This is a genomic window from Cyanobium sp. LEGE 06113 (assembly GCF_015207615.1).
In genome coordinates, this window is the sequence record NZ_JADEWM010000002.1 from 100502 (window position 1) to 125834 (window position 25333).

23 protein-coding genes and 3 pseudogenes are annotated in these 25333 nt (G+C 67.3%); 15 read left to right on the forward strand and 11 right to left on the reverse strand.

Annotated elements, in window-relative coordinates; all coding sequences use genetic code 11:
- Positions 1–95: 95 nt before the first annotated feature.
- From IQ220_RS04555 to IQ220_RS04570, 4 genes are read left to right on the forward strand one after another with little or no spacing between them, the layout of a single operon-like run.
- Positions 96–896, forward strand: coding sequence for a methyltransferase domain-containing protein (locus IQ220_RS04555; protein WP_193913314.1), 801 nt, complete (start codon positions 96–98; stop codon positions 894–896).
- Positions 897–928: 32 nt separating this feature from the next.
- Positions 929–2086, forward strand: a complete 1158-nt coding sequence (locus IQ220_RS04560; RefSeq protein WP_193913316.1) for an NAD(P)/FAD-dependent oxidoreductase — start codon at positions 929–931, stop codon at positions 2084–2086.
- Positions 2077–3216 (forward strand): type III polyketide synthase, encoded by a 1140-nt coding sequence (locus IQ220_RS04565; protein WP_193913318.1) that lies wholly within the window; start codon positions 2077–2079, stop codon positions 3214–3216. Before IQ220_RS04560 ends, IQ220_RS04565 begins: the two co-directional genes overlap by 10 nt.
- Positions 3203–3799, forward strand: coding sequence for a PAP/fibrillin family protein (locus IQ220_RS04570; RefSeq protein WP_193913320.1), 597 nt, complete (start codon positions 3203–3205; stop codon positions 3797–3799). The genes IQ220_RS04565 and IQ220_RS04570 overlap by 14 nt, the downstream gene beginning before the upstream one ends.
- On the opposite strand, the gene IQ220_RS04575 is transcribed toward IQ220_RS04570, so the two are convergent.
- Positions 3735–5273 carry a serine hydrolase gene (locus IQ220_RS04575; RefSeq protein WP_193913322.1) on the reverse strand — a complete coding sequence of 513 codons (1539 nt, stop codon included), beginning with the start codon at positions 5271–5273 and terminating at the stop codon, positions 3735–3737. The genes IQ220_RS04570 and IQ220_RS04575 overlap by 65 nt on opposite strands.
- Positions 5274–5560: 287 nt before the next feature.
- Between IQ220_RS04575 and IQ220_RS04580 the strand changes: the two genes are divergently transcribed.
- The 4 genes from IQ220_RS04580 to IQ220_RS04595 all read left to right on the forward strand — a co-directional run bounded on the left by IQ220_RS04580 (position 5561) and on the right by IQ220_RS04595 (position 11819).
- Positions 5561–7267 carry a SulP family inorganic anion transporter gene (locus tag IQ220_RS04580; RefSeq protein WP_193913324.1) on the forward strand — a complete coding sequence of 569 codons (1707 nt, stop codon included), beginning with the start codon at positions 5561–5563 and terminating at the stop codon, positions 7265–7267.
- 54 nt (positions 7268–7321) lie between these two features.
- Positions 7322–9127, forward strand: coding sequence for a hypothetical protein (locus IQ220_RS04585; protein WP_193913326.1), 1806 nt, complete (start codon positions 7322–7324; stop codon positions 9125–9127).
- Positions 9128–10456: 1329 nt separating this feature from the next.
- Complete coding sequence (locus IQ220_RS04590; protein WP_193913328.1) at positions 10457–11455, forward strand: sodium-dependent bicarbonate transport family permease; 999 nt, start codon at positions 10457–10459, stop codon at positions 11453–11455.
- Positions 11456–11504: 49 nt separating this feature from the next.
- On the forward strand, positions 11505–11819 hold the full coding sequence (locus IQ220_RS04595; RefSeq protein WP_193814065.1) for a hypothetical protein: 315 nt from the start codon (positions 11505–11507) through the stop codon (positions 11817–11819).
- Positions 11820–11894: 75 nt separating this feature from the next.
- Here IQ220_RS04595 and IQ220_RS04600 read toward each other — a convergent pair.
- The 5 genes and pseudogenes from IQ220_RS04600 to IQ220_RS04610 all read right to left on the reverse strand — a co-directional run bounded on the left by IQ220_RS04600 (position 11895) and on the right by IQ220_RS04610 (position 14590).
- Positions 11895–12897: pseudogene (locus IQ220_RS04600) on the reverse strand (ligase-associated DNA damage response exonuclease).
- A 203-nt stretch (positions 12898–13100) separates the two neighbouring features.
- Positions 13101–13253 carry a hypothetical protein gene (locus IQ220_RS16420; RefSeq protein ID WP_370566351.1) on the reverse strand — a complete coding sequence of 51 codons (153 nt, stop codon included), beginning with the start codon at positions 13251–13253 and terminating at the stop codon, positions 13101–13103.
- A 1-nt stretch (position 13254) separates the two neighbouring features.
- Positions 13255–13536 (reverse strand): annotated as a pseudogene (locus tag IQ220_RS16425) (glutamine synthetase); the annotation flags it as partial.
- Entirely contained in the window at positions 13422–13943 is a 522-nt protein-coding gene (locus IQ220_RS15585) for a glutamine synthetase (protein ID WP_228008858.1), read from the reverse strand. The pseudogene IQ220_RS16425 and the gene IQ220_RS15585, both read right to left, overlap by 115 nt.
- A gap of 50 nt (positions 13944–13993) precedes the next feature.
- The gene (locus IQ220_RS04610) at positions 13994–14590 is read right to left on the reverse strand and encodes a hypothetical protein (RefSeq protein ID WP_193913330.1); all 597 of its coding nucleotides are present in this window, start codon (positions 14588–14590) and stop codon (positions 13994–13996) included.
- Between the two features lie 195 nt (positions 14591–14785).
- On the opposite strand from IQ220_RS04610, the gene IQ220_RS04615 reads away from it, so the two are divergent.
- The gene (locus tag IQ220_RS04615) at positions 14786–15805 is read left to right on the forward strand and encodes an NAD(P)-dependent alcohol dehydrogenase (RefSeq protein ID WP_193913644.1); all 1020 of its coding nucleotides are present in this window, start codon (positions 14786–14788) and stop codon (positions 15803–15805) included.
- Positions 15806–15850: 45 nt separating this feature from the next.
- Here IQ220_RS04615 and IQ220_RS04620 read toward each other — a convergent pair whose 3' ends face one another.
- A complete protein-coding gene (locus tag IQ220_RS04620; RefSeq protein WP_370566320.1) occupies positions 15851–18283 on the reverse strand; it encodes a S8 family peptidase in 2433 nt (810 codons plus the stop codon).
- A gap of 114 nt (positions 18284–18397) precedes the next feature.
- On the opposite strand from IQ220_RS04620, the gene IQ220_RS04625 reads away from it, so the two are divergent.
- Complete coding sequence (locus IQ220_RS04625) at positions 18398–19174, forward strand: polysaccharide deacetylase family protein (protein ID WP_228008859.1); 777 nt, start codon at positions 18398–18400, stop codon at positions 19172–19174.
- A 16-nt stretch (positions 19175–19190) separates the two neighbouring features.
- On the opposite strand, the pseudogene IQ220_RS16430 reads toward IQ220_RS04625, so the two are convergent.
- A pseudogene (locus IQ220_RS16430) lies at positions 19191–19274 on the reverse strand (hypothetical protein); the annotation flags it as partial.
- A 391-nt stretch (positions 19275–19665) separates the two neighbouring features.
- On the reverse strand, positions 19666–19938 hold the full coding sequence (locus IQ220_RS16435) for a DUF3721 domain-containing protein (protein WP_186699455.1): 273 nt from the start codon (positions 19936–19938) through the stop codon (positions 19666–19668).
- Positions 19939–20261: 323 nt separating this feature from the next.
- On the opposite strand from IQ220_RS16435, the gene IQ220_RS04640 reads away from it, so the two are divergent.
- The 4 genes from IQ220_RS04640 (at position 20262) to IQ220_RS16000 (ending at position 22193) form a co-directional block, all read left to right on the forward strand.
- Positions 20262–21344, forward strand: a complete 1083-nt coding sequence (locus IQ220_RS04640; protein ID WP_193913648.1) for a class I fructose-bisphosphate aldolase — start codon at positions 20262–20264, stop codon at positions 21342–21344.
- Positions 21345–21355: 11 nt separating this feature from the next.
- Positions 21356–21550: a hypothetical protein gene (locus IQ220_RS15595; RefSeq protein ID WP_228008860.1), complete on the forward strand. Its 195-nt coding sequence runs from the start codon at positions 21356–21358 to the stop codon at positions 21548–21550.
- 2 nt (positions 21551–21552) lie between these two features.
- Positions 21553–21738 (forward strand): serine hydrolase, encoded by a 186-nt coding sequence (locus IQ220_RS15995; RefSeq protein ID WP_370566321.1) that lies wholly within the window; start codon positions 21553–21555, stop codon positions 21736–21738.
- Between the two features lie 110 nt (positions 21739–21848).
- Positions 21849–22193: a serine hydrolase domain-containing protein gene (locus IQ220_RS16000; RefSeq protein ID WP_255510841.1), complete on the forward strand. Its 345-nt coding sequence runs from the start codon at positions 21849–21851 to the stop codon at positions 22191–22193.
- Between the two features lie 28 nt (positions 22194–22221).
- Here the strand turns inward: IQ220_RS16000 and IQ220_RS04650 are convergent, their stop codons facing one another.
- Positions 22222–23538 carry a NupC/NupG family nucleoside CNT transporter gene (locus IQ220_RS04650; protein WP_193913333.1) on the reverse strand — a complete coding sequence of 439 codons (1317 nt, stop codon included), beginning with the start codon at positions 23536–23538 and terminating at the stop codon, positions 22222–22224.
- 129 nt (positions 23539–23667) lie between these two features.
- Between IQ220_RS04650 and IQ220_RS04655 the strand changes: the two genes are divergently transcribed.
- Positions 23668–24336, forward strand: coding sequence for a serine/threonine protein kinase (locus IQ220_RS04655; RefSeq protein WP_193913335.1), 669 nt, complete (start codon positions 23668–23670; stop codon positions 24334–24336).
- Here IQ220_RS04655 and nadA read toward each other — a convergent pair whose 3' ends face one another.
- Entirely contained in the window at positions 24337–25269 is a 933-nt protein-coding gene (gene nadA, locus IQ220_RS04660) for a quinolinate synthase NadA (RefSeq protein WP_370566322.1), read from the reverse strand.
- Positions 25270–25333 lie beyond the last annotated feature (64 nt).

Here is a 25333-nt window from a genome sequence, read left to right on the forward strand (position 1 = left end):
AAGTACTGGCGACGGCGGCGATCGGATGCGGCCTGGTCTGCCGCGGGGAGGAGGTTCCTAGGGTTCGGCCGTTGTGACACAGGCAGGGCTCAGGGATGGGTGGGCGCTCGGCCGAGCTGATCGACACCCTCTCGGTGCCCCTGGCTGAGCTGTGGGCAGGCCTGCCCCAGCGGCAGCTGCGCGCGGAGGTGATGGATCAGCCGGAGCTCGATCCGGTGGTGCACCGCGATGCCCTGCGCGGTCTGGCCCGCATCAACACCCTCACCCGCAGTGCGGCCTGCTTCGCTCCGGCCCTGCGCCAGCTGGCCCTGCGCAGGCCCGGCCAGCGGCTGCGGCTGCTGGATGTGGCCTGCGGCAGCGGCGACAGCCTGCGCGCCCTGGGCCGCCTCGGCCGGCGCCTGGGCCTCGATCTGGAGCTGCACGGCTGCGACCTCAGTGCCGAGGCCATGGCCATGGCTGGCGATCTGGCGCTTGCCGAGGGGGTGGAGGCCCACTTCTTCCAGGCCGATGCCCTGGGCGAGCCGCTGCCCGGCGGCTATCAGCTGGTGGTCTGCTCTCTGTTTCTGCATCACCTCAGCAGGGCCCAGGCCCAGACCCTGTTGCGTCACATGGCGGCCGCCACCGACGATCAGCTGCTGCTGCACGACCTGCTGCGCACCCGCCTCGATCTGCTGCTCACCTGGGCCGGCACCAGGCTGTTGAGCCGTTCGCCGGTGGTGCATGTGGATGGGCCCCTCTCGGTGGGCGGCGCCTTCCGGCTCGACGAGGTGGCGGCCCTGGCCGCCGCCGCCGGCCTGGAGGGGGCCCAGCTGCGGCGGTTCTGGCCGGAGCGGTTCCTGCTCTCCTGGCGCCGGGGATCGGGCGAGGCCGGCTCCGCCGCGGCTCCGGCTGGATGAGGCTGCCGTGATCTGGGACGTGCTGGTGGTGGGTGCGGCCGGCGGGGGCGGCGGCGGCCCTGGGCCTGGCCCGCCAGGGGGCGCGGGTGCTGGTGGTGGAGCAGCGCCAGTTTCCCCGCTGGAAAGTGTGTGGCGCCTGCCTCAGCCCCCAGGCCCTGGCCGTGCTGCAGGCCATGGGTTTGGACCACATCGCCGCGGCCGGTGTGCCCCTGGAGCAGCTCCAGCTGGGGGTGGCCGGCCGCAGCCTGCCCCTGCCGCTGCGCCAGGGGCGTGCCCTGTCGCGCCACCACATGGATCAGGCCCTGCTGCAGGCCGCCGCTGACGCCGGGGCGGCGGTGCGCTTCGGCAGCCGGGCTGAGCTGGGGCCGGTGCAGCCCGCCTGGCGGGAGCTGGTGCTGCACCGGCGCGGCGGGAAGGAGCGCCTGCGGGCTGCCGTGGTGCTGCTGGCGGCGGGCCTCACGCACCGGAGCCCCCGGCAGGAGCCGGCCCTGCGCACCCGGATTGCCCCCGGCAGCCGGGTGGGGGCGGGCTGCGTGCTGGAAGGCGATGCCGCCGGCCCGCCGGAGGCTTATCCCTCTGGGGTGATCCACATGGCGGTGGGCCGGGGCGGCTATGTGGGGGCGGTGCGGGTGGAGACCGGCGCCCTCAACCTGGCCTGCGCCTTCGATCCCGCCGCCCTTCGCCGCGCCGGTGGGCCGGCGCCCCTGGCCGGGGCGATCCTGGCCGAAGCGGGCTTCCCCCCCCTGGTCGAACAGCCCGCTGAACAGTCCTGGCAGCTCACCGCGCCCCTGACGCGCCGCACCCGGCCCCTGGCCGGCCATCGCCTGCTCCTGCTCGGGGATGCCGCCGGCTATGTGGAGCCCTTCACGGGCGAGGGCATGGGCTGGGCGCTCACCGCGGCGCTGGCCTGCCTGCCCCTGGTGCGGCGGGGGTTGGTGGAGTGGGACCCGGCCCTCGCGGATGACTGGCACCAGCAGCACCGCCACTGGGTGGCGCGCCGGCAGACGGTCTGCCGCGGCCTGGCCCTGCTGCTGCGTCATCCCACGGCCACCGCGGCGCTGCAGCGCACCGCCGCCCTGCTGCCGTCCGTGGCGAGGCCGCTGCTGCAGCGGGTGCAGCACACCGCTCTGCCGCCGCTGATCTCCACCCCAGCGGCGCCTTCCCCCCTGGAGGCGGCGCCGTGGCGATGACCCTGCTCGGCCTCGGCACGGCGGTGCCGGAGCTGCGGCTCAGCCAGGCTGAGGCCCTGGCCCGCGCCCCCCAGATGCGCGGGGCCAGCCCACGCCAGCAGCGGCTGCTGCGCCGCATCTACGAGCGCTGCGGGGTGGAGAACCGCCACTGCATCACCCCCGATGACGACCCCAACCCCAGCACCGCCGTGCGCATGCGGCGCTATGGCCCCGCGGCCCTGGAGCTGGGACTGCAGGCCAGCCGCGCGGCCCTGGCCGAGGCCGGGGTGGCGGGAACCGCCATCACCCACCTGGTCACGGTGTCGTGCACGGGCTTTGCGGCGCCGGGCTTTGACCTGGCTCTGGTGGCCGGTCTGCCCCTGGCGGCGGACGTGGCCCGCACCCATGTGGGCTTCATGGGCTGCCACGGCGCCCTCAATGGCCTGCGGGTGGCGCGGGCCTTCGTGGAGGCCGATCCCCGGGCCTGCGTGCTGCTCTGCGCCGTGGAGCTGTGCAGCCTGCACCTGCAGGAGGGCTGGAACCCCGACCACATCGTGGCCAACGCCCTGTTCGCCGACGGCGCCGCCGCCGTGGTGGCCGTGGCGGGGCAGGGCAGTCCAGGCAGGGAGGCGCCCAGGCAGGGAGGCCTGCAGCTGCTGGCCAGTGGCTCCACCGTGATTCCGCACACGGCCGGGGCGATGGCCTGGCTCATCGAGGACCACGGCTTCTCCATGGCGCTCTCGGCGCGGGTGCCGGCAGTGATCCAGGCGCAGCTGCGGCCCTGGCTGGATGGCTGGCTGGCCGGGCTGGGCCTCAGTCTCGAGGCGATTCGCCACTGGGCCGTGCATCCCGGCGGTCCCCGCATCCTCACGGCGGTGCTGCAGAGCGCCGAGCTCGATGATGAGCGCCTGGCCGTGTCGCGGGCGGTGCTGCGCCGGTTCGGCAACATGTCGTCCGCCACCCTGCTGTTCATCCTGCAGCGGTTGCGGCAGGGACAGGGCCCCGGCCCAGGCCCCTGCCTGGCCCTGGGATTCGGTCCGGGGCTCACCGTGGAAGCAGCCCTGTTCGGGGTCGATGGCGCCACACTGGCCCGTGACCCCACACCCCCAGAGGCCCTCCGGGAGGCCGTCGACTGCGATGAGCAACTCTGAGCGGCTGCAGCTCCTCTCCCTGCTGCAGGAGGGCCCCCGGGGCAGCGCCCACCGCCGTGATGGCGAGGTGCGGCCGTTGATCACGGCCCTGGAGGCCTCCTCGCCGGCCGATCTCCAGAGCGATGCAGCCCGGCAGCAGTTGGAGGGGGTGTGGGAGCTGCGCTGGAGCAGCAGCTCCCAGCCCTACCTCAAGGCCTCCCCCTGGCTGCAGAACCTGCAACTGCTGGCCCCCTCCCAGGGGAGGGCCTTGAACCTGTTGCTGCCGGCGGGGCCCCTGGCCCCGCTCGGGGGGATCGCGGTGGAGGCGCGCATCGCCATCAGCTCGTCCCAGAGGGTGGAGGTGCGTTTCCAGCGGGGCGGCTGGCTGGGGCCCGCCGTGGGCCAGACCCGGCTGCAGCTGCTGCGCCGGGTGACGCCAGGCTTCCCGGCCTGGCTCGACATCACGGTGCTCGACGATCAGCTGCGCCTCTGCCGCGGCAATGCGGGAACCCTGTTTGCCCTGCTGCGCCGCGACGACCTCAGCCTGGAGGCCCTGCTGCCGGCTCCCGCAGCCGTTGCAGCGTCCCCATCCCCTGGGTGTTGAGGTTGTCGATGCGCACCGTGGTGGGCCGACCATCCTCCCCCAGGCTGAACGTAACGGCGCTGGGCCCGGTGTTGTTCTCGCCGATGGGTTCATAGGAGAACCGATGCTGCCCCAGGGAGGTGAGGGGCCGGCTGAGGCGATCGGGTCCCAGGAGCAGCTGCAGGCCATTCCCGGCCGGCACCACCTCCACCGTGCCGACGTAGGCATTGCGATAGGTGCCTGTGTAGCCCTCCAGGGGCAGGGCCGGTGCCGCGGGCGGTGCCCCGACCACCGGATAGGTGGAGGCGAGCAGTTCGGCGAACACCTCCGCCAGCACCGGGAGGTAGTCCATGCGCACCTCCCCGGTCTGCACCAGGTCGAGGAAGGCGGCGCTGATCGATTCCGGCACTCCGATCGGCGAGCCATTGGTGAGCACGGCGATCCCCAGCCCCTCGGCCGGCAGCAGGGTAACCGCCGTGGCGGCTCCGAGGTTGAACGCGCCGCTGTGGCTGAGCCTGACCGCATTTGTCCGGTCGCGGCCCACGTTCCAGCCCAGGCCGTAGAGCTGGGCCTGATCCCTGGTGGGGTCGGCGGGGGCGGTGCTGATCATCTGGGGCCGGTGGGTTTCGGCCAGCGCTGAGCTGGCCTCGGCGCTGAGCTGCTTCTTCATCCAGGCGGCCAGGTCGCGCACCGTGGAACTGACGCCCCCGGCCGGCGACTGGGCATCCGACTGGCGACCGGGGCTCAGCGTCCAGGTGCCGTTGCTGAGCTGGTGGAGGTCGGCGCGGTTGCGGTGGCCGATGAAGTCGGCATGCAGGGAGCTGGTGCGGGTCATGCCGAGGGGCCCGAACAGCTGCTCCCGGGTGAGCTCGTGCCAGGGACGTCCCGTGGCGCGAGCTGTCGCTTCGGCGGCGGCGGTGAAGCCGAAGTTGGTGTAGGCGTAATCAGCGCGAAAGCGGTTGCCCGTATCCAGCAGCCCCAGGCGCGCCAGCACCGTGGCCCGATCGAAGCCGATGTCCTCGAGCTCATCGCCGGCATGGTCGGGCAGGCCACTGCGATGGGAGAGCAGATCCCGCAGGGTCACCTTCGCCCCGATCGCCCGGCCGCCGATCACCGTTTCGGGCAGGTGCTGCATCACCGGGGTGTCCCAGCTGATCCCCCCCTGGCTCACCACCGCGGCGATGGCGCTGCTGGTGATCGGTTTCGACACCGAGGCGAGCTGGAACACCGTGTCGGCATCCACCGGCTCGGTGCTGCCCAGGCGACGGCTGCCGAAGCCGTGCAGAAACACGGTGGCGTCACCGTGAACCACCACAGCGGCGATCCCAGGCACCCCGGTGCGCTGCATGGCCGTGGTGATCAGGTCGGGCAGCTGCTCCAGGGCCCGATCGAGCTGGGCTGTGGTCAGCCCTGCCGATGGCGTGGATGCCGGTGAGGCAGCCGGAGCAGCCGCCAGGGATGGTCCGCCGATCGCTAGCCCCAGCAGCCCAGGCATCCCCAGCAGCCCAGGCAGCACCCATGCCGCCAGCGACCGTGAGGATGAAAAGCGTCTGTTACTTCTGGCCCGGAGCTGGAGGATCAAATGCTGGCCCGTCAGGGGATTGGCCCCGGGTCTAGGCCGGTTCAGCCCCGCCGGCAATCTGCGTTTCCGCCCGGCGCTTCTGCCGGAGCCAGGCCTTCCGCTTGCGGAAGAGGGGCGAAAGGCGCCATGGCCCCATGGGGTAGAACCCTTGCGGTGCGGCCCCATGGTCCGACGGCTCCCCAGACCCCCGCGATGGCTTGATGACAGCAGCCCCCAGCGCCACGGCGCAGACGCCCCCCAAGGCCGGCCGGATCTTCAATTACATCGGCCGCAACAACATCCGGGGCGACTTCTACGGAGGGCTCACCGCCGCCGTGATCGCCCTGCCGATGGCCCTGGCCTTTGGCGTGGCCTCCGGGGCGGGCGCGGCGGCGGGACTGTGGTCGGCAGCGATCATCGGCCTGGTCACGGCCCTGTTCGGGGGCACGCCTGCCCTGATCTCGGAGCCCACCGGCCCCATGACGGTGGTGTTCACCGCCGTGCTGGCCACCCTCACCACCCGGGCGAGCAGTCCGGCTGAGGCCCTGGCCATCGCCTTCACCGTGGTGATGCTCTCGGGGGTGTTCCAGATCCTCTACGGCGTGTTTCGGCTCGGGAAGTACATCACCCAGATGCCGTACACGGTGATCTCCGGGTTCATGAGCGGCATCGGCACGATTCTGATCGTGCTCCAGATCGGGCCGCTGCTCGGCCAGGAGCCGCCCCTGGGCGGAGTGATGGGCACCCTGCGCAATCTTCCCCAGCTGCTGCAGGGCATCCAGCCGATGGAAACGCTGCTGGCGCTGCTCACCCTGCTGGTGCTGTGGTTCACGCCCGAGCGGATCAAACGGCTGATCCCCGCCCAGCTGTTCGCCCTGATCGTGGGCACGATCCTCTCCCTGGTGGCCTTCCGCGGCGTGGAGTTACGCCGCATCGGCGAGATCTCCAGCAGCCTGCCCCAGTTCACCCTGCCGGCCCTCTCGGCTGATGTCTGGCAGCTGGTGCTGGTCAATGCGGCCCTGCTGGGCATGCTCGGTTCGATCGACTGCCTGCTCACCTGCCTGGTGTCCGACAGCCTCACCCGCACGGAGCACAAGTCGAACAAGGAGCTGGTGGGTCAGGGGGTGGCCAACATTGCGGCGGGCCTGTTCGGGGCCCTGCCCGGCTCGGGGGCCACCACCGCCACGGTGGTGAACATCCAGGCGGGCGGACGCACGGGGCTTTCAGGGGTGCTGCGGGCCGTGATCCTGGCCGTGCTGATCCTGGCGGGGTCGGGCCTGGCGGCCCAGATCCCCCTGGCCGTCCTGGCCGCGATCGTGTTCAAGGTGGGCATCGACATCGTGGACTGGGGCTTTCTCGCCCGCGTCCCCAAGCTCTCCGGCAAGGGCGCCCTGATCACCTATGTGGTGATCGCCCTCACCCTGCTGGTGGATCTGATGGTGGCCGTGGGGGTGGGCATCTTCATCGCCAACATCCTCACCATCGACAAGATGAGCGCCATGCAGACCCGCGGCGTGCGGCTGGTGAGCACCGGTGACGACGCCGGTGAACTGACGCCGGAGGAACGGCATCTGCTCAATGCGGCCGGGGGGCGGGTGCTGTTGTTCCAGCTCAATGGTTCGATGATCTTCGGGGTGGCGAAGGCGATCAACCGTGAACACAACGCCATCGGCGACTGTGATGCGGTGATCTTCGACCTCAGCGAGGTGGTGCATCTGGGGCTGACCGCTGCCCTGGCGATCGAGAATGCCGTGGAGGAGGCCATCGAAGTGGGCCGCAACGTGTATGTGGTGGGAGCCCGGGGCACCACCCTGCAACGGCTGGAGCAACTCAAGCTCTATGAACAGCTTCCCCACGATCACACTGATCTCGACCGGTTTCAGGCCCTGAACCATGCCGTTTTGGCCCTGACCCGCCAACCGGGATGACGACCAGTCCCAGGCAGCGCGCTTAAGCTTCGCCTCCGGCCTTGGGACATCGGCATGGATTCTTCCGGTGACCAACCGATTCCTCCTTCAGCCGGCGCCGTTGGTGCAGGGCGTTCAGAGTCCAGTGAACGGGAGGTGCGAGAGCGTGTTGATCGCACGCTGGCCCAGCTTGAGGCACTGCAGGCCCAGGGGAGCGGCAACGACCAGCAGATCGACGCGCTGCTGGAGCAGGCCCTGAAACGCATCAGTGCCCTGCTGGCCCTGATGAGGCAGTCGCTCGTTGGGCTCGAGGGAGTGTCTGACGATGAACGCTCCCTGGCCGTGTCGAGCCTCGACGGAGCCGAAGCGCTGATCTCCCTGGCTGGCAGCTCCAGAGACGGCTCACTGCCACGGCCGGACGATCCTGGTGCTCGGCTTCAGTATGGACTCAGTGGCCTTGATCTGCTCCAGAGCGGCTGGCGGCAGCTGCTGGTGTCCAGCACCTCGCCGAGGTCGTGGCAGCCCGGAATGCTGCCGGATGAGGTGATTCAGCGGCTGGCGATGGAGTCGCGTCTGCTGCGATCGCTGCAGGTTCAGCGGCATCAGCAGCCTGCCTACCGCGAAGCGCTGCATCAGCTCAGCATCGCCGCGTATCGCTGCCGCTACCTCCTCAAGGGTTGCCGGCAGAGCCTGATGCAGGAGCTGTTGTTGTTGGCCATGCAGCTGGAAGACATTGCCAAGGGTTTGAGAACCGATTCAGGCGATCACATCCAGTTCTGGTCTGGCCGCCTTGATCAGGTGGAGGATCGCCTTGAATGGGTTGGCTTCAAGCAGCGTCGACCATGGTTGCCGGTGCTGAATGTGCAGAAACTGGTCAGGAGGGTCAGAACACTGCAACGCCAGGAGTCCGTTCAGGGAAGGATGCTGGCGGGGCTTGGGGTGTCGTTGACCATCTCCGTGCTATTTCTGCTGGCGACAACCACGGCGACAACGGTGCTTGGAGCCTTGTCTGCGATCAACACGGCGAACAGGCAAGCCGAGCTCATTGGCAATTACCAGGATCTCACCGTGGAGGTGAAGCGACTCTTGGACATCAATAACCAGAACAGAGATATCGATGCCAGCCTCGAAGCCCTCCAGCCTTCGATTGAACTGGCAAAGAAGCCTCTTTTGGTGGAACCTGAGCAAGCTGAACAGCCTGCCGCTCAGCAGCCTGGAGTTGAGAAGCAGCAGCAAAATATTCGAGTGCTGGAAAATCTCAATAGAGAACGCAATCTTGTGTTGGGTGAGAAAGCCGAGAAGGACCGTGAGTTCAGCCGAGCAATTTCGCGACTCACTCTGCTGTATGAAGACATCACCACAACTGAGTCTCGGCCACTGCAGCCTGCTGAGCAAGGGCTGCCAGACAACCCAGCCGAGTCAAACTGGTATGGCGTTTGGATCGACACCCTGGCCGGGCCATTGCAGGATCCCGTTCTGCTGAAGCATTCGCGTCGCCTTGCCATTGCCGCCTTTGCCGGTGCTCTGGGCAGCATCATGAGCATTTTGATTCGGTTGGATCATGTCGATGAACAGAATGTGAGGAACCCCTTTGTTGTTGGTGCACTCAAGCCGGTTATAGGTGCCGTTTTTGGAATTGTCATCTTCATGGTTCTCACCACAAATGTGATTGACTTCATGCCAGCTAACTTCCGCCTCCATGACCACACGGTCCAGAGCATGGATGCTTCAGCTTCTGGCCCAGCCAGCCTGGCGGCAGGGGTTGATCCGCTGGGCGATCTAGACTCACAGGAGCTTTACAAGATCTTTCTGGTGGCGTTCATTGCTGGATTCAGTGAGCGTCTAGCAGGGGACACCCTCCGATCTGTGGGCAGGAGGTGACTCTCCTTCGCTGGGATGGTTCTGGAGCAGATGGCAACAAGCTCCGCATCGGCTACTGCAGTGCAGGCACGTTGATCCCACCGCACAACGCCATCCCGTGCCAGCACGGCCTCAATCGAGCCAGGTTTGCTCTGGGAGACCCCGACGTGGAGTCAATCTGACGTCAGGCTTGAAGCAGGTCTTGGAAGCCCCGGTGCACGATCTCTGGGATCAGGGCGCCTGAGGTGCTGCCCTCCATGAGTTGGCTCAGCTCAGAGCCACCACGATGGGTGAGGATCATGGTCGGTGTTCGGTTTGTTGGTTGTGCTCCGAACAGGGTCACAGACTGGCCTACTCATTGCCAAAGCTGAGATCTCAGGGAGGTGAGCCGTCAGCCCCAGCTCAGCAGGAGCTGATCCTACAGATTCACACCACTACCTGGGACGCCGCAACCGCACTGCGGGAACGTATTGCTGGTATAGAAGAAGCATGTGTCATGTTCGAGCTAAACAGGCGATTGTGTCTCACAACACGCCGGAAACGTGTGCCTTGGGCCATCAGAGCTCGGTCCGCACTGGTGCGAATTGGCCAACTGGTGGCTGCGGTAGACAGGGATTGGATTCGTTGCTGAGTCGAAAGCCCATACCATGACCCTGTCGGATAATCCAGGCTTATCTGTAGGATTTGCAACTCTTTGTCCATCAAGCGCCCAACCCCATTGAGATGGAATTAATGTCACCCAACCTTTGCTGCTGCCAGTCATGTCTGCCTGTTGAGAGCACCTAGCCCCTCTGGGGATTCAGCCTTCACGGTATGGTGCGGTCGTCAGCTCCCATGCGCGATCTGAACCTGACTGGATGGGTTGGAGCGAACCGTCCATGGCCTCATTCCCTTTTTCCGTCAAACCACCACCTTTCACTGAAGAGACACACGGCGGGGTCTTCCCCTGTATGACTTTCTCAGCATTTTTCTGGTCAATCAGCATGGCTAAAAGCTCTGTCTTTGGGCCAGTTGAACGTCTCTGGTCTGCGTGCTCAGAATCAAGCACGAGGAGAACCCCTTGGGTTTATCTTCCCTCCTGAGCTCCCCCCACCCCCGCATGACTGAAAATTCAAACGGATGGTGACTTTTCCTGACGTTTTTGCAGCCTCCCCCCCCTGCTGGGCTCCAAAATCACGGAGTGTGGTTCTGCTCCATTCTGTGGCGATGACGGCATCTCCGGTACTCACCTGGAGATGCTTGAAGACAAGCTCTGGAACCAGGCAATCTGGTTGCAGACTTGTCCGGAATCCTTCCACGACGACCTGATTTCTTAGCGACCTCAATCACTAAACCAACAGAGGATTTGAATTGTCTGACTTTCTTGAGCTTTTCATAAAGCAGATTCAGTCTCCGACCCTAGGCTTCCTGATCGGCGGCATCGTTGTAGCCTCATTCGGTAGCCAGCTGGCAATCCCGGATGCCATTTACAAGTTCATCACCTTCTTCTTGCTTTTGAAGATTGGTTTGAGCGCAGGTATTGCGATTCGCAATTCCAACCTTTCAGAAATTCTTCTGCCAGCCCTTGCCGCTGTGCTGATCGGCATCCTGATTGTACTGATTGCTCAGTACACTCTAGGAAAGATGCCAGGCATCAAATTTACTGATGCCATCGCAACAGGTGGACTTTTTGGCGCTGTGAGTGGTTCTACCCTCGCCGCCGTTCTGCCCCAGCTTGAGTCGGCAGGAATCAAGTACGAGGCCTGGAGCGCTGCCCTTTATCCATTCATGGACATCCCGGCGCTGGTGACGGCGATCGTGGTGGCCAGCGTTTACACAGGTCGTAAATCCGCTGACACGTCCGAAAAAGTCGAAATCTGGCCGATCATCAAAGACAGTCTGCAGAGCTCTGCTGTCACGGCGATGCTGCTTGGTGTTGGTCTTGGCATCTTGACCAGGCCTGAGCGTGTCTATGAAGGATTTTTTGATCCTCTCTTCCGCGGCTTCCTTTCAATCCTCATGATCATCATGGGTATGGAGGCTGCACAGCGTATGAATGAGTTGCGCAAGGTGGCCCAGTGGTTTGCCATCTATGCCTTCATTTCTCCTTTGCTTCATGGTTTCATTGCCTTTGGCGTCGGCCTGATCATTCACAAGATCACTGGCTTCAGTATCGGTGGTGCCGTTGTGCTGGCTGTGATCGCTGCTTCCAGTTCTGATATCTCCGGGCCGCCTACTCTTCGAGCTGGCATTCCCACGGCCAATCCCTCTGCCTACATCGGTGCTTCCACCGCCATCGGAACGCCAGTGGCGATCGCCATCGGCATTCCGCTCTTTATCGGGCTTGCCCAGTATATGCTTGCCCAGTAAGCCTAGATCCTAGGTTGTTTACCATGCTTCCAATCTGAGGTCATTTTCCATGAGCCAGCCAGTCTTTAAGTTGATCATCATCACAGAAGAAATTCTGCTGAAAAAGATCGCCAAGATCATCAAGGCAGAGGGCGCTACCGGTTACACCATCCTTGCGGCCGCTGGTGAAGGCAGCCGCAATGTGCGATCAACCGGTGAGCCCAGTGTGTCGCATACCTTCTCCAACATTAAATTCGAAGTGTTGACATCCAGCCGTGAAATGGCTGATGCCATCCAGAATAAGGTGGTCGAAAAGTATTTTGATAACTTTTCCTGTATTACCTACATCTCTACGGTTGAGGCTTTGCGAGCGCACAAGTTCTGATCTGATCCTGATCTATTTCATCCCTGCGATGTGCCCTTGCACCGCAGGGATTTTTCATTTCAGCCCATGCCGTGCTCATGGCTGACTCTCCTCCTGGCCGCGCTCTTCACTGAAGCGGCCATCCAGGGGGTCGGCGGCGATGCCTTCCACCTCCCGCAGGTAGCGGGCCAGCCCGTCACTGTTGCCGTGGGTCACGTACACCTGCTGGGCCTGGCTGTCGCGCACGCTGCGGATCAGGCCGTCCCAGTCGGCATGGTCGCTCATCACAAAACCCCGCTCATAGCCCCGGCGTCGGCGGGCGCCACGCACCGCCATCCAGCCACTCACGAGGCCGTCTGGGGCGCCTTGAACCGCTTCATCCAGGCGGAACGGTGGGCGGAGGGCGGTGCGATCACCAGCCGGCCCGCCAGGGCCTCGCCTTTGTCGAGGGCCGTCAGCGGCCGGGTGGGCGGCATCGCAACCCCGGCCTGGCGGTAGGCCGGCATCAGGGTGTCCACGGCTCCATGCAGCAGCACCTCTTCGCCCACGCCGATGGCGTGGAGCTCCGCCAGCAGCCGCTGGGCCTTGCCGAAGGCATAGGCGAACAGCAGCGAGGGCCGCTCCGGCGCCGCCTGCCACCAGCGGCGGATCTGCTCGGCCACGGCGGCGCCTCCCTGCCAGCGGTAGATCGGCAGCGCGAAGGTGGCCTCGGTGATGAACACATCGGCCGTTACCGGCTCGAACGGGGCGCAGCTGGGGTCGGCGCAGCGCTTGTAGTCGCCACTCACCAGCCAGCTCTCGCCGCTCGCCTCGAGGCGGATCTGGGCTGAGCCCAGCACGTGGCCGGCGCTGTGGAACGACACCCGGGCGTCGCCGATGTGCAACAGCTCGCCGTAGGCCACCGGCAGCAGGTTGATTTTGGCCCCCAGGCGCTGGCGCAGGATCGGTTCGCTGGCGTCGATCGCCCAGTACTCGCCGCAGCCCGGCCGGGCGTGGTCGGCGTGGGCGTGGGTGATCAGGCGCGGGGCACCGGCCGCCAGGGGTCGATCCAGGCCGCCGCCGCCGGGCAGTAGAGCCCCTGGGGCGTGAGCTGCAGCAGGGCGCCTGGGGGAAGGGCACTGGGGGGCCGGGTGCTGGGAGTCACACCGACTTTCTAGCGAGGCCGACCGGCGCGATGTCTCCGCTGCCAACCTCCGCCAACAGCATCGGAGCCAGCTGTGAGAGGGGATCGACTGCCTGCCTTTGCACGGGCTTGTGCCCATCGTCTGCGGGCGCAGCAGCTACCGGCGCCTGAGCAGCGGCTCAGCCGACCACGGGCCAGCAGCAGGTGGAGGCGATCAGGGCCTGCTCCTCCATCCCCTCGCAGCGGCGGATCTCGGCATGCCGGGCCTCGGCTACCGTGGAACGCCGCTGTCGCGGCAGCCAGGTCCTTGGGCAGGCGCGGGGCCGTGCCATCGTCCATGTGGCTGGGATCTCCCGAGACGGGCGCCGGCAAGGGTCGAGGTGTTTGCAGCGACGCTTCGATCACGGCCAGCACCGCTCCCAGCAGCAGGTAGGGATTGGCGCTGAGGTCACTCACCTTGAGCTCCAGGTGGGCTGGTTCCCCTACCGCTGAGGCGGGAATCAGCCGCAGGGCCGCCTCCCGGTTCTCCACCCCCCACACCTGGAACGGCGCTGCCCAGCGACCGGGCGCCAGGCGTCGGTAGGACACCGCCAGGGCACAGGCCAGCGGCAGCAGGGCCGGCAGTTCCTGCAGCAGGCCCGCCACCAGGGCTTCTCCCTCGGGGGTGAGGCCAGCCACCCCGGGGCCAGGGAGAGCTCGAACTGACCGGCGCCGTACTCGGGATGAAGCTGGAGCCAGTCGAGAGAGGCCCCATCCAGGGCCTCGGCGAAGGCTGCGAGGTAATCGAGGCCTTCCACCAGCCGATCGGCGCCGTAGGGGCCTCCCGGCACGGCAGGTCTCCAGGCGCCGTCAGGGCTGGTGCGCCCCACCATCCATTCGATCTCGAAGCCCACCAGGGCCTCCAGCCCCTGGTGGCTGAGGGTCTGCTGCCGGCGGCGGCAGAAGCTGCGCTGATCGAGGGCGTAGGGCTGCCCATCCAGGCCGCGACGCTCGCCGGCCGCCCAGGCCCTCGCGCAGGGCAAGGGGCAGCACACCGAAGTCCTGCACCACAGGCCGCCGGTCCAGAGCCTGCCTACCAACCCGCAGCGGTGGCCGAATCGGGGGGTTCGAGTTCCTGGTCGTCCATGCCCTTCAGCATCAGGCTGGCCGCGGTTCTGGCCTTGTCGGCATGGTCATTGATTTGCTGCCTGGCCTGAACACCGAAGTCACGGAAAATCCGGCGTCGCAACTCCACAGCATCCTCCGAAATCCCAGGGCTGATCGTGGCGTTCTGGAGGATCTGGAAGTAGTTGTTGCAGGCTTCGGTGTAGCCGATGATCAGGCGAAAAGCCCCCTTCAGCGACGAAGCTGCCTTGAACTCCTGCTTGCTCAGGGTGGGCAGCGCCTCCTTGATCGCCGTCGACAGACGCACGTATTCCGCCTTGCATTGGATCGGCGCGATCGCGATGGCCAGTCCAGGCCCAAGCTGGTTCACATCGGTGATGTTGGCTCCGTTGCAGGAGGCCAGGAAGAGATCCAGCCCCCGCAGGCTTTCCCGCGCTTCAGTGGCGAGATCAGCCCGCAGAAAGCGCCGTGTCTTGCGGTTTCCCAGGGAGCTGCGCACCACCAGCGTCAACTGGGTGACCACCGCCACGATCAGCACCGGCAGGGCGGATTCGAGCGACTTCAACGGGCCATCGGCGCTGGATCCATCCCAGCATCAGATCAGCCTGGGGTCCAGAGCCTATGGCCTGGCTGGTCAATGGCGATCCCGAGCTCGAGGCCTTGCTGGTGCAGGTCCTCGCCGCCAGCGACGCTGCCCCCCTCACCATTTGATGCTGCCAGCCTCACCCGTAGCGTGACCGTCGAGCTGAGCACCGCCGCCATGAGCGCTCCGATCCAGGCCCTAGCCGCCCTCGCGGTCGGCGAGCCCCTGCAGCCGTTCAGCTACACCCCGCCGGAGCTGGGCCCCGAGCAGGTGGAGATCGCCGTTGAGAGCTGCGGCCTCTGCCACAGCGACCTCTCCATGCTCAACAACGACTGGGGCGGCACCAGCTACCCGTTCGTGCCAGGGCATGAGGTGGTGGGACGGGTGGTGGCCCTCGGCGGCCACACCAAGCGGCTGCAGATGGGCGATCGCGTGGGGCTGGGTTGGTTTTCGAGCAGTTGCGGCTGCTGCTCCAACTGCCTCTCGGGCGACCAGAACCTCTGCCTGACGGCCGAGGGCACGATCGTGGGCCGCCACGGCGGTTTCGCCACCCGGGTGCGGGCCCACTGGAGCTGGCTCACCCCCTTGCCCGCCGCCCTTGACCCGGCCTCGGCCGGCCCCCTGTTCTGCGGCGGCATCACCGTGTTCAACCCGATCGTCCAGTACGGCGTGCTGCCCACCGATCGCGTCGGCGTGATCGGCATCGGCGGCCTCGGCCATCTGGCCCTCAAGTTTCTGCGGGCCTGGGGCTGCGAGGTGGTGGCCTTCACCAGCAGCGAGGCCAAACGCAGCGAAGCCCTGCAGTTCGGGGCCCACAGCACCCTCGACTCCCGCGATGCCGAGGCGCTCGCCCGGGCCGCCGGCAGCTTTGATTTCATCCTCAACACCACCAATGTGAGCCTCGACTGGGGCGCCTACATGGCGGCGCTCAAGCCCCGCGGCCGGCTGCACACTGTGGGCGCGGTGGCTGAGCCGATCTCCCTTGGGGCCTTCTCGCTCATCCAGGGCCAGAAGTCGCTCTCGGGATCCCCGCTTGGCAGTCCCGCCACGGTGGCCACCATGCTCGAGTTCGCGGCCCGCCACGGCATCGCCCCCACGGTCCAGGCCTTCCCGATGTCGCAGGCCAACGACGCCCTCGAGCACCTGCGCTCCGGCCAGGCCCGCTACCGGGTGGTGCTGGTCCAGGACCTGGCCTGAGGGCACCTCCCCAACTCCAAGCCCCTTCAGGCCCCCTGGCTCCGCTCAGGTGTGCAACAGCATCTTGGAGAGGTTGGGCAGCCCGGCGCCCTGGTGGTAGCGGTCGCGTTTGAGGTCGGTGCAGTGCTCCAGCAGGATCTGCTTCACCCGCTCGGGATAGCCGACGAACTCCGGACGCACCGAGAGGAAGGCGGCCAGCACGCCGGAGATGTGGGGCGCCGCCATGCTCGTGCCCGAGAGGGGGATGTAGAGCTCATCGAGGCTCTGGCCCGGGTCGTGGCTGGCGCTGCGATCGGGATCGCTGCTGCTGCGGCAGGAGAGGATCCGCTCCCCCGGACCCACCAGATCGGGCTTGAGGCGGCCATCGGCGGTGGGGCCGCGGGAGGAGAAGTAGGAGGTGCCGTAGCGGTGGGGCAGGGTGGGATGCACCGAGCCCACGGCGATCGCCTCCTCCAGATTGGCGGGATCGCCGATCGAGAGATCGAAGGAGCGGGTGGAGCTGGCGCCATTCACCACGATGTCGCCGCTGCCCTCGTTGCCCGCCGCCAGCACCACCAGCACCCCCTGGCGCACCAGCCGCAGCAGGGAGGCGCACAGGGGCGAATCACCGCAGCCGAAGCTGGCCGGATCGAAGGCGCCCCCCAGGCTCAGATTCACCCCCTGGATCGCCAGGCGGCGGCTGCTCTGGTTCTGGTGCCAGATGTGGTCGATGGCCTTGAGGATCCAGGCGTCGTAGCCGCTGCCGTTGTCGGCCAGCACCTTGTAGGTGACCAGGCGGGCCCTCGGGGCCATGCCCAGCATCTCGATCGGCTCGGCCCCCTCAGCGCCGCCAGCAAGGATCAGGCCCCCGGCGATCACCCCCGCCACGTGGGTGCCGTGGCCGTTGGGGTCATTGCCGCTGGCGGGCTGCACGGCGCCGCGCCCGGTGCAGTCCCAGTCCGCGGCGATGCTGCCCTCCGGGCCGAAGGCCGGGTTGTGGAAATGGGGATGGTGGCGGTCGATGCCCGTGTCGAGCACGGCCCAGGTGATGCCCTGGCCGTGGGCGTTGTAGCCGAGCTGGGCGGTGCGGGCCTGCACCGTGTGGATGGAGTGCCGGATCAGGGCCCGTTTCTTGCTGTTGCTGAACATCCGGTACACCGCCGGGGAGGCGCTGCCGTAGTGCTGGCTCAGGTCGCAGGCCAGGGTCTCCACCTCGGCGCGGTTGAGGTTCACCGCCACGTAGTGCTCCAGCTGGTCTTCCAGAAACACCGTGTCGGCAGTGATCGGACCCTGGAGCACATGGCTGTCGATCCAGGCCAGCACCCTGGCCTTGGTGGCCTGGAGGGAAGCGTCCCCCCCCTTTGCCCCAGGGGCCTGCTGGGCGCCGGCCGGGGCACGGTCGATCAGTTCGATCAGCACCGGCCGCCGCTTCCTGGCGTCGTCATCGAGGGAGTCGGCCAGGTTGCGGGCCACCGTCACGGGGCTCACAGGCTGGAAACGGGAGCGGTCCACCGCGCCCATCACCGTGACCTGGGTGTCGCGGCGGCTCAGGTAGCGCTCGGCGGCGTGGGCCTTGCTCGGCGGCCACACCAGCCCCTCCACCCGTTCATCCACCACGGCGGGTTTGCCCGCGGCGCTGTATTCATCGGCCAGGGACTGATCCAGGCAGACGATGTCGCCGTCCTGGGCGATGTTCACCCAGCGCTTCACCGCCGCGGGAATCGGCAGCGCCTTGCCGTGCCACTTCTGGAGCACATCCGTCACCTGGGGCAGCCCCAGGGGGGAGCCGATGGTGAGGAACAGGTCCACCTCCAGCCCGGGCCGCTCCTCGGCCAGCTCGATCAGGGCCTGGTAGGTGACCATGCTCCCCTGGCTGTGGCCGATCACCACAAAGGGGCCGCCTCCGGTGACCACCCGCTCCTTCACCGTCTGCACCATGCGGGCGCGCTTGGCCTTGTTGAACAGGAAGTCGTTCACGTCGGCCATGAACACCTTGGTGAACAGGGCCGTCACCGGACTCCACAAGCCCTTGGCCTCCATCGACAACGCCGCAGGCCCCCCCAGGGGGGCGCCTTGCTGGGCTGCCGTGAAAGCGGCCTGCTGCAGCTGCTCGCTCAAGGCCTCCACGAAGGCCTGCGACTCGACCGGCGCGTCGCTGTGGCTGATCGAGGCTTCCAGAAGGCTTGCGCCCTGGGGCTGCAGCAGGGCGTTCTCCTCCCCGATCGAGCGGATCGACACACCCGCCGCCTGGGGGTAGCGCTCGCGGTCGACCCAGTAGGCCATGCGGGTCCTCTCGCCCTGCTCGGCGCCAAACAGCGCCTGATCCCACTGGGAGCGGAGCTCCCGCTCCGGCGGCATGTTGGAGATGCCGTGGCAGTAGATCACCGTGCGGGCAGCGGCGAGGGCCGTTGCCGTGGCTGCGGAGCTGTGGGCAGTGCTGGAGCGGCGGCTGCGGCCGGTGGGCTTCTTGGCGGTGGCCATGGCGTTGGAGGGGGGCACAGGATGGCCTCTGCTCCAGCCCTAGCCCGGCCCGCCGGAACGAACGCTGGGGCGGCGGTGGGTGTCATCGTTCTTGAGTGATCGCCGTTGCGTCTTCTGCCGTTGCCGCCATGGTTGTCCCCCCCCGCCTTCGGGGCCTTGAGCGTGCCGGCCCTGGCGGGGCTCGCCGAGATGGCAGGGTCTGTGCTGCCCGGTTTGGTCGTGGCCGCCCTGGTGCTGGGCCTGGCCGGCGCCGTGCTGCTGGTTCCCAGCTGGCTGATCCGCGGGTTGCTCGCCCCGCTCAACCCGCAGGTGCTGTTCTGTGGGCCAGGCCAGGAGCGGCGCCTGGCCCTCAGCCTTGATGACGGCCCCAGTGGGCCAGGCTCCGAGGCACTGCTGGAGCTGCTGCGGCAGCTGGAGCTGCCGGCCACCTTTTTCCTGATCGGTTCTCATCTGCCCCTGGACCCCTCCTTTCCCCGCCGGGCCCTGGAGCAGGGCCACAGCCTCGGCAATCACCTCTGGCGCGATGAAAGGGCCAGCGCCCTGCCCCGGCCCGTGTTCCTGCGGCAGCTCCAGGCCACGGAGCGGGCGATCGAGGCGGCAGCCGCGCCGCAGCGCCTCTCCTGGCGCTGGTTTCGGCCCGGGCAGGCCTGGTTTCACCCGGCGATGCTGGCCTGGCTGGCGCCGCAGGGCTACCGGCTGGTGCTCGGCTCCATCTTCCCCTGGGACACACTGCGGCCGCCGATCTGGTTCGTGCGCCGGTTCGTGGCGATCAACGCCCACCCCGGCGGCATCCTGGTGCTGCACGACACGCCGGCCCTGAGCGGCCGCACCCTGCAGATCCTGCGCCTGATCATCCCCGACCTGCGCCGCCGCGGCTACCGCTTCGTGCCCTTGGCGGAGCTGGTGTGAGCGGGGGCTGCTGGCATCAGCGCGTTACCGCTGCGGGCGCCGATTCGGGGTGCTCCTGGCAGGGCATCCAGAGCGAGCCCATGGCATGGACGCCTTCGCAGCCGAGCTCCCTGGCCTTCTGTTCGGCGGTCTGCCGGTCGGGGTAGGCGTAGAGATTCTCCTGGCTTGCGCCGTGCTGGTGGCCGTGCCCCTGCCCCCCCCCAGGCGGTAGGGGCCCATGCCCTCAAGCCCCGCCCACCAGACGCCCATCACATTGACCCCGGCGATCACGACGCCCATCCCCACCACGGAGGCATTGATCACGCCCATCGCCACGGCGCCGATGCTGAGCACTCCCATGGGCACCACGCCGATGCTGATCACGCCCATGGGCACGATGCCGATCGAGATGATCCCCAGAGGAGCGATGCCGATGGCCACGATCTTCGGTTTGCCTCCGCAGCTGGGCTTGGACGTGGCGGCTGGGGGTGCCGCAACAGGTGGAGCTGGCATCAAGGCATCACTGGTGTGGAGTGCTGGGGGGAGGGTTTGGCCTTCTGGCCGGAGGCTCCAGCGTGGCTGGCGCAGGGCATCCACTGGTTCCCCATCCGGTGGGCGCCCTTGCAGTTGAACTGCCTGGCGGCCGCTTCGGCCTCAGCCTTGGTGTTGAAGAGTGCCCTCTGGGCACCCTGGCCCGGGCCTTGCGCCAGGGCCAGGGTGCCCGGAACAGCCGCTGCGGTGGCTGCAGTGGCAGCCCACACAAGGAGCCAGGGCTGGCGCTTCATTGAGGCGAGTTCGGAGGGGCGAATCCTGGCAGATGGACGAGCTGCCAGATGTCACCGAACGGTCTTACCTTCAAAAGCCAGTCGAGGCGTTGACATTCCGCGCAACACTGGCCTCAAGATTGAGGCCAAACTCTGGCCATCCCTTGAGTGGCTCCTGGAGAAAATCTCTGGTTCGCTGTAAGAAAACACCGTTACGAAGGTCTGGCCTTCATGGACGGATACGTTCTGAAAGTGTTCGTTCTGTAAGGATATGACCTGCCTGGATCCGTGGGGCACTGGCTGAGCCGCCCCGTCTGGTTTGCACCTTGATCTCTGCCCCTGCCATGGCGCTCGACATCTTCCGCGACGAGCTTGCGGCCACCGCGTCCTCCCTGGCCCGGGCAGGCAGCGGTCTGCTGGCGGCGGATGAATCCACCGGCACGATCGGCAAGCGCTTCGCGTCCATCGGCGTGGAGAACAGCGAATCCCACCGCTGTGCCTACCGCAGCCTGCTGGCCAGCAGCGAGGGCCTGTCGGAGGCGATCAGCGGTGTGATTCTCTATGAGGAAACGCTGTTCCAGCACAGCGTGGATGCGGCGGGCCGGCCGGGGCCGCCGATTGTGGAGCTGTTCCAGGCCCAGGGCATCGTGCCGGGCATCAAGCTCGATCAGGGGGTGGAGCCCCTGCCCGGTGGCCTGCCGGGCGAGAGCTGGTGCACCGGGCTCAAGGGGCTGCTGGAGCGGGCAGCGCGGGCCCATGCCCACGGCGCCCGCTTTGCGAAGTGGCGGGCGGTGCTCACCATCTCCAGCGGCGGAGCGCCCTCGGAGCTGGCCGTGCGCGAGAACGCCTGGGGGCTGGCCCGCTATGCCCGCACCGTGCAGGAGGTGGGGCTGGTGCCGATCGTGGAGCCCGAGATCCTGATGGACGGCGACCACGACATCGAGACCACAGCCGCCGTGCAGGAGTGGGTGCTGCGCAGTGTCTATGCGGCCCTGGGGCTCCACGGGGTGTTTCTGGAAGGCACCCTGCTCAAGCCTTCCCTCACCCTCCCCGGCCGGGCCTGCCCCCAGGCGCCGTCGCCGGAGCAGGCCGCCGCCTACACCCTGCGCACCCTGGAGCGCACCGTGCCCTCCGCTGTGCCCGCGGTGCTGTTCCTCTCGGGTGGCCTCAGTGAGGAGGAGGCCAGCCTCTATCTCAACGCCATCAACCAGGCGGCCCCCTCTGCGCCCTGGCATCTGGGCTTTTCCTTTGGCCGGGCCCTGCAGCACTCCTGCCTGAAGCACTGGTCGGGCCGCGACCGAGCCGCCGGCCAGGCGGCCCTGCTGGCCCGGGCCCGCGCCAACGGCCAGGCAGCCCGAGGGGCCTACGTGCCAGGTTCCGAGCCTTCCGACGACGCGCCGTTGTTTGAGGCCAACTACAGGTACTGAGGCTGTCGCTGATGCACGGTCCCACCGCACTCCGCCATCAACCGCTGCTGGGCCTGGCGGCCACCCTGCTCGTTGCCATAGCCTTCAGCTCCGCCGCGCCACTGGCAGGCCTCGGCGCCACCGCAAGAGCGGCGGATGGGGCCCGGGCGGCCGCCATCCTGCGCATCGTGCTTGAGCAGACGGCCTCAGAGCAGCTCGGGGGGTAATCGTGCGCGTCACGACCGATGGAAGGGAGGTGGTCACCGGGGCCGGGGGAGAGTCGGCCATGGGAGTGCCCGCCAGCCCGGCCATGCACTTCCACAATGGCGCCGTCGCCATCTCCTCTTTGGCCACCCTGCTGCTCCAACTGGTGGACGACAACAGGGTGAGTCTCGATGACAAGCTCTCCGCCTAGTTGCCGTCGATTCCGAATGCCGATCGGGTCACGCACGGCCAGCTCGCCCGGATGACCTCCGGCTATCGCCACTACTAGATTGGCAACGATGCCTTCATCGATTGGCAACGATGCCTTCATCGATTGGCAACGATGCCTTCATCGAGAATCAGCTCACCGATCCCTTCCGGCAGCTCACCACCCAGGAGAAGCTCTCCTACGCCAATCTGCACGAGCTCCTCTACGAGCCGAGAGCGAACTCGAATTACGCCCACACGAACTATGTGCTGCTTGGCCTGGCCCTCGAGCGCATCACCGGCCAATCACTCCCGGCGCTGATCCAGGAACGGATCTACGCCCCCCTGTCGTTGCACAACATCGGCGCCTACAGCAACGCAGCCGACAGCATCTTTCATGCCATCGGCGCCCATCTTGCGCCCGACGAGCCTCTGCCGCTGAGGCTGCCGAAGCCCTGAGGGCCCGGCCAGCCGGCACACTCCGGCCTCAGGCAGTGAGAGCCAACCCCGTGAATCCCCCCAGCAACCCTGCCACGGCTCCCGTGAGCAGGCAGGCCAGGGTGGCCGCCAGCAGCCCCCGCCAGGCCAGCTTGCCCACCACGCCCTTCTGCTCCGGGGCCAGGGCACACAATCCACCCACAAAAATCCCGAGCGAGGGAAGGTGGGCAAAGCCGCAGAGGGCGTAGGCGAGGATCACCACCGAGCGCGGATCGCTCCAGGTCCCGGCCTCGAGGCTGGCGGCCAGGCTCACGAACGACGGCACCTCCGTGGCCACCAGGCGCAGAGCCAGCAGTTCAGAGGCGGCCAGAGCGTCGGCAGAGGGCACGCCGATCATCCACACAAAGGGAACAAACACCCAGGCCAGCAGGGATTGCAGGCTGACCTGGGGCTGGCCGACCCAGCTTCCGAGCCAGCCGATGCCGGTGTTGGCCAGGGTGAGCAGTCCGACGAAGGCGATCAGCACGGCGGTGATTCCCAGCGCCAGCTTCAGGCCATCGTTGGCTCCCTGGGTGATGGCCTCCACGCTGCTGCCGCAGCGGTCAGCCTCCGCCAGCACTGGCAGCAGCCCGCGCGGCTCAGGGCGGGCCTGGGGCTGCTGTTGCAGCGTGCCCTGAGGCAGCGGCTCGGGCACCAGGATGCGCGCCATCATCACCGCAGCCGGCGCGCTCAGCAGGTTGGCGGTGATCAGGTGGCCGGCAATGCCGGGAAAGTAGGGTTGCAACACCCCCACGTAGAGCCCCAGCATCGTGCTGGCAATGGTGGCCATCCCCGCTGTGAGCACCACGGCGAGCTCATGGGGCCGTGCCGTGGCCAGATAGGGCCGGATCGTGAGCATCGATTCGATCCCCACGAACACATTGCTGGCGGCCACGGTGGCCTCCACCCCCGTGATTCCGAGGCTTCGGCGGAAAAAGCGGGCCAGGCCGTGGATCACCCGCTGCATCACCCCCAGGTGGTACAGGAGGGCCGTGAGGGCCGAGAAGAAGATCGCGATCGGGAAAGCCTGGAAGGCCAGGATCAGGCCGAGGCTGCCCTCTTCCCCGCCGGGCACCGCCAGCGGACCGAACACGAATTCCGCCGCCGTGCGGGCCGGGGCCAGCAGCGCCACCATGGCTCCATTCAGCCAGGAGAACACCAACCGTCCGATCGCGGCATGGAACAGCAGGAGGCCGAGGCCCAGCTGAGTGGCCATGGCGACCCCGATTAACCGCCACGGCGTGGCCCGCCGATCCAGGGAGAAGAGCCATGCCACCAGAAGCAGCAGCAGGATTCCCAGGCTGCCTCGCACGGCCTGCCAGAGCATGGTGGTTCCCCCACCGCTGCGAATGAGCGCAAACCTACTGGCCCATCGGCCTCCTGGCCCGGCAGCGTTTCCAGCGACCTGAACGCGCCTGGTTCCCGCCCCTAGCCTCTTGCGCTCCGCCCAGGGTCCGTGCCTCCCCGCAGCAGCCAGCCGGTTCCTGAGGATTTTCTGGACCTGGTGGAGACTGAACTGCTGCCGCTGCTTCTGATCCGCAGCCTCCACCCCCATGACCCCGTGGTGGTGGAGCAGTTGCCCGCGCCCTGGCGCAGCCTCGGCAGCGGCAACTATGCGGCGGTGCTGCACCATCCCCGCCACAGCGAGCTGGTGGTGAAGGTGTATGCCCCGGGTCGCCCGGGTCTGACCCGGGAGGCCGAGGTGTATCGCCGCATTGGCACCCACCCAGCCTTCTCTGTCTGCCACCACGTGGGCCAGGGCTACCTGGTGCTGCAGCGCCTGCAGGGCACCACGCTCTACGACTGTGTGAGTGAGGGGGTGCCGATACCGCTGCAGCTGGTGCGGGACATCGACGCCGCCATCGCCTACGCCGAGAGCCGCGGCCTGCACGGCCACGATGTGCATGGCCGCAACGTGCTGCTGCACCGGGACCGGGGCCGGATCGTGGACATCTCCGACTTCCTCAATCCCGAGCCCTGCGATGCCTGGCGCGACCTGCGCCGGGCCTACCACCTGCTCTACCGCCCCGTGATCGCCCCGCTGCGTCTGCGGGTTCCCACCCCCTTGCTGGAGCGGCTGCGGCGCGGCTACCGCCTCTACCGGCAACTGCGATCTCGGGCCTGATCAGCGGCTCATGGCCAGCATCTTTTCAATGGGCGCAAGGGCCCGCTGGCGCAGCTCCTCCTCCAGCTCGATCGCCGGAGCCATGCTGTGCAGGCACTGCCACAGCTTCTCCAGGGTGTTCAGGCGCATGTAGGGGCAGGCGTTGCAGCTGCAGCCATCGGCGCCCGGCACCTCGAAGAAGGCCTTGGCCGGCACCCGCTGGCGCATCTGGTGCAGGATCCCAGGCTCGGTGAGCACGATGAAGTCCGGCGCCTCGCTGGCCGCCGCCCGCTCCAGCAGCCGGCTGGTGGAGCCGATGAAGTCGGCCAGATCCAGCAGGTGCTGCTGGCATTCGGGGTGGGCCAGCACCTCGGCTTCGGGGTGCTCCAGCTGCAGTTGCAGCAGGGCCTGCTCGCTGAAGGTTTCGTGCACCATGCAGCTGCCCGGCCAGAGGGTGAGCTCACGGCCGCTCTGGTTCTGCACCCAGCGGCCCAGGTTCTGATCAGGGGCGAACAGGATCGGCCGGTCGGCGGGCAGTTGGCGCACCAGATCCACCGCGTTGCTGCTGGTGCAGATCAGGTCGCTCTGGGCCTTCACCGCCGCCGAGCAGTTGATGTAGCTCACCACCAGGTGCTCGGGGTGTTCGGCCCGGAAGGCGGCGAACGCGTCGGCGGGGCAGGCATCGGCCAGGGAGCAGCCCGCCTCCAGATCCGGCAGCAGCACCGTCTTGGTGGGATTGAGGATCTTGGCCGTCTCGGCCATGAAGTGCACGCCGCAGAACACGATCACATCGGCGTCGGTGGCGGCGGCCTTGCGGGCCAGCTCCAGGGAGTCGCCGATGAAGTCGGCGATGTCCTGCACGGCCTCCTCCTGGTAGTAGTGGGCCAGGATCACGGCATTGCGCTGGCGGCGCAGGGATTCGATCGCCGCCGGCAGTTCGTTGGCGGCCGGCACATGCGGCGCTGCGGCTGCCTGCCCTGGCGAGCGGCGGGCTGAGTTGTGAGCTGCCGTGAACACC

Coding starts and splice junctions, on each gene's coding strand:
- IQ220_RS04555 (WP_193913314.1), top strand. CDS start 96: ATGGGTGGGCGCTCGGCCGAGCTGATCGACACCCTCTCGGTGCCCCTG.
- IQ220_RS04570 (WP_193913320.1), top strand. CDS start 3,203: ATGAGCAACTCTGAGCGGCTGCAGCTCCTCTCCCTGCTGCAGGAGGGC.
- IQ220_RS04575 (WP_193913322.1), bottom strand. CDS start 5,273: ATGCCTGGGCTGCTGGGGCTAGCGATCGGCGGACCATCCCTGGCGGCT.
- IQ220_RS04580 (WP_193913324.1), top strand. CDS start 5,561: ATGACAGCAGCCCCCAGCGCCACGGCGCAGACGCCCCCCAAGGCCGGC.
- IQ220_RS04585 (WP_193913326.1), top strand. CDS start 7,322: ATGGATTCTTCCGGTGACCAACCGATTCCTCCTTCAGCCGGCGCCGTT.
- IQ220_RS04595 (WP_193814065.1), top strand. CDS start 11,505: ATGAGCCAGCCAGTCTTTAAGTTGATCATCATCACAGAAGAAATTCTG.
- IQ220_RS16420 (WP_370566351.1), bottom strand. CDS start 13,253: ATGGCACGGCCCCGCGCCTGCCCAAGGACCTGGCTGCCGCGACAGCGG.
- IQ220_RS04615 (WP_193913644.1), top strand. CDS start 14,786: ATGAGCGCTCCGATCCAGGCCCTAGCCGCCCTCGCGGTCGGCGAGCCC.
- IQ220_RS16435 (WP_186699455.1), bottom strand. CDS start 19,938: ATGAAGCGCCAGCCCTGGCTCCTTGTGTGGGCTGCCACTGCAGCCACC.
- IQ220_RS04640 (WP_193913648.1), top strand. CDS start 20,262: ATGGCGCTCGACATCTTCCGCGACGAGCTTGCGGCCACCGCGTCCTCC.
- IQ220_RS15595 (WP_228008860.1), top strand. CDS start 21,356: ATGCACGGTCCCACCGCACTCCGCCATCAACCGCTGCTGGGCCTGGCG.
- IQ220_RS16000 (WP_255510841.1), top strand. CDS start 21,849: ATGCCTTCATCGATTGGCAACGATGCCTTCATCGAGAATCAGCTCACC.
- IQ220_RS04650 (WP_193913333.1), bottom strand. CDS start 23,538: ATGCTCTGGCAGGCCGTGCGAGGCAGCCTGGGAATCCTGCTGCTGCTT.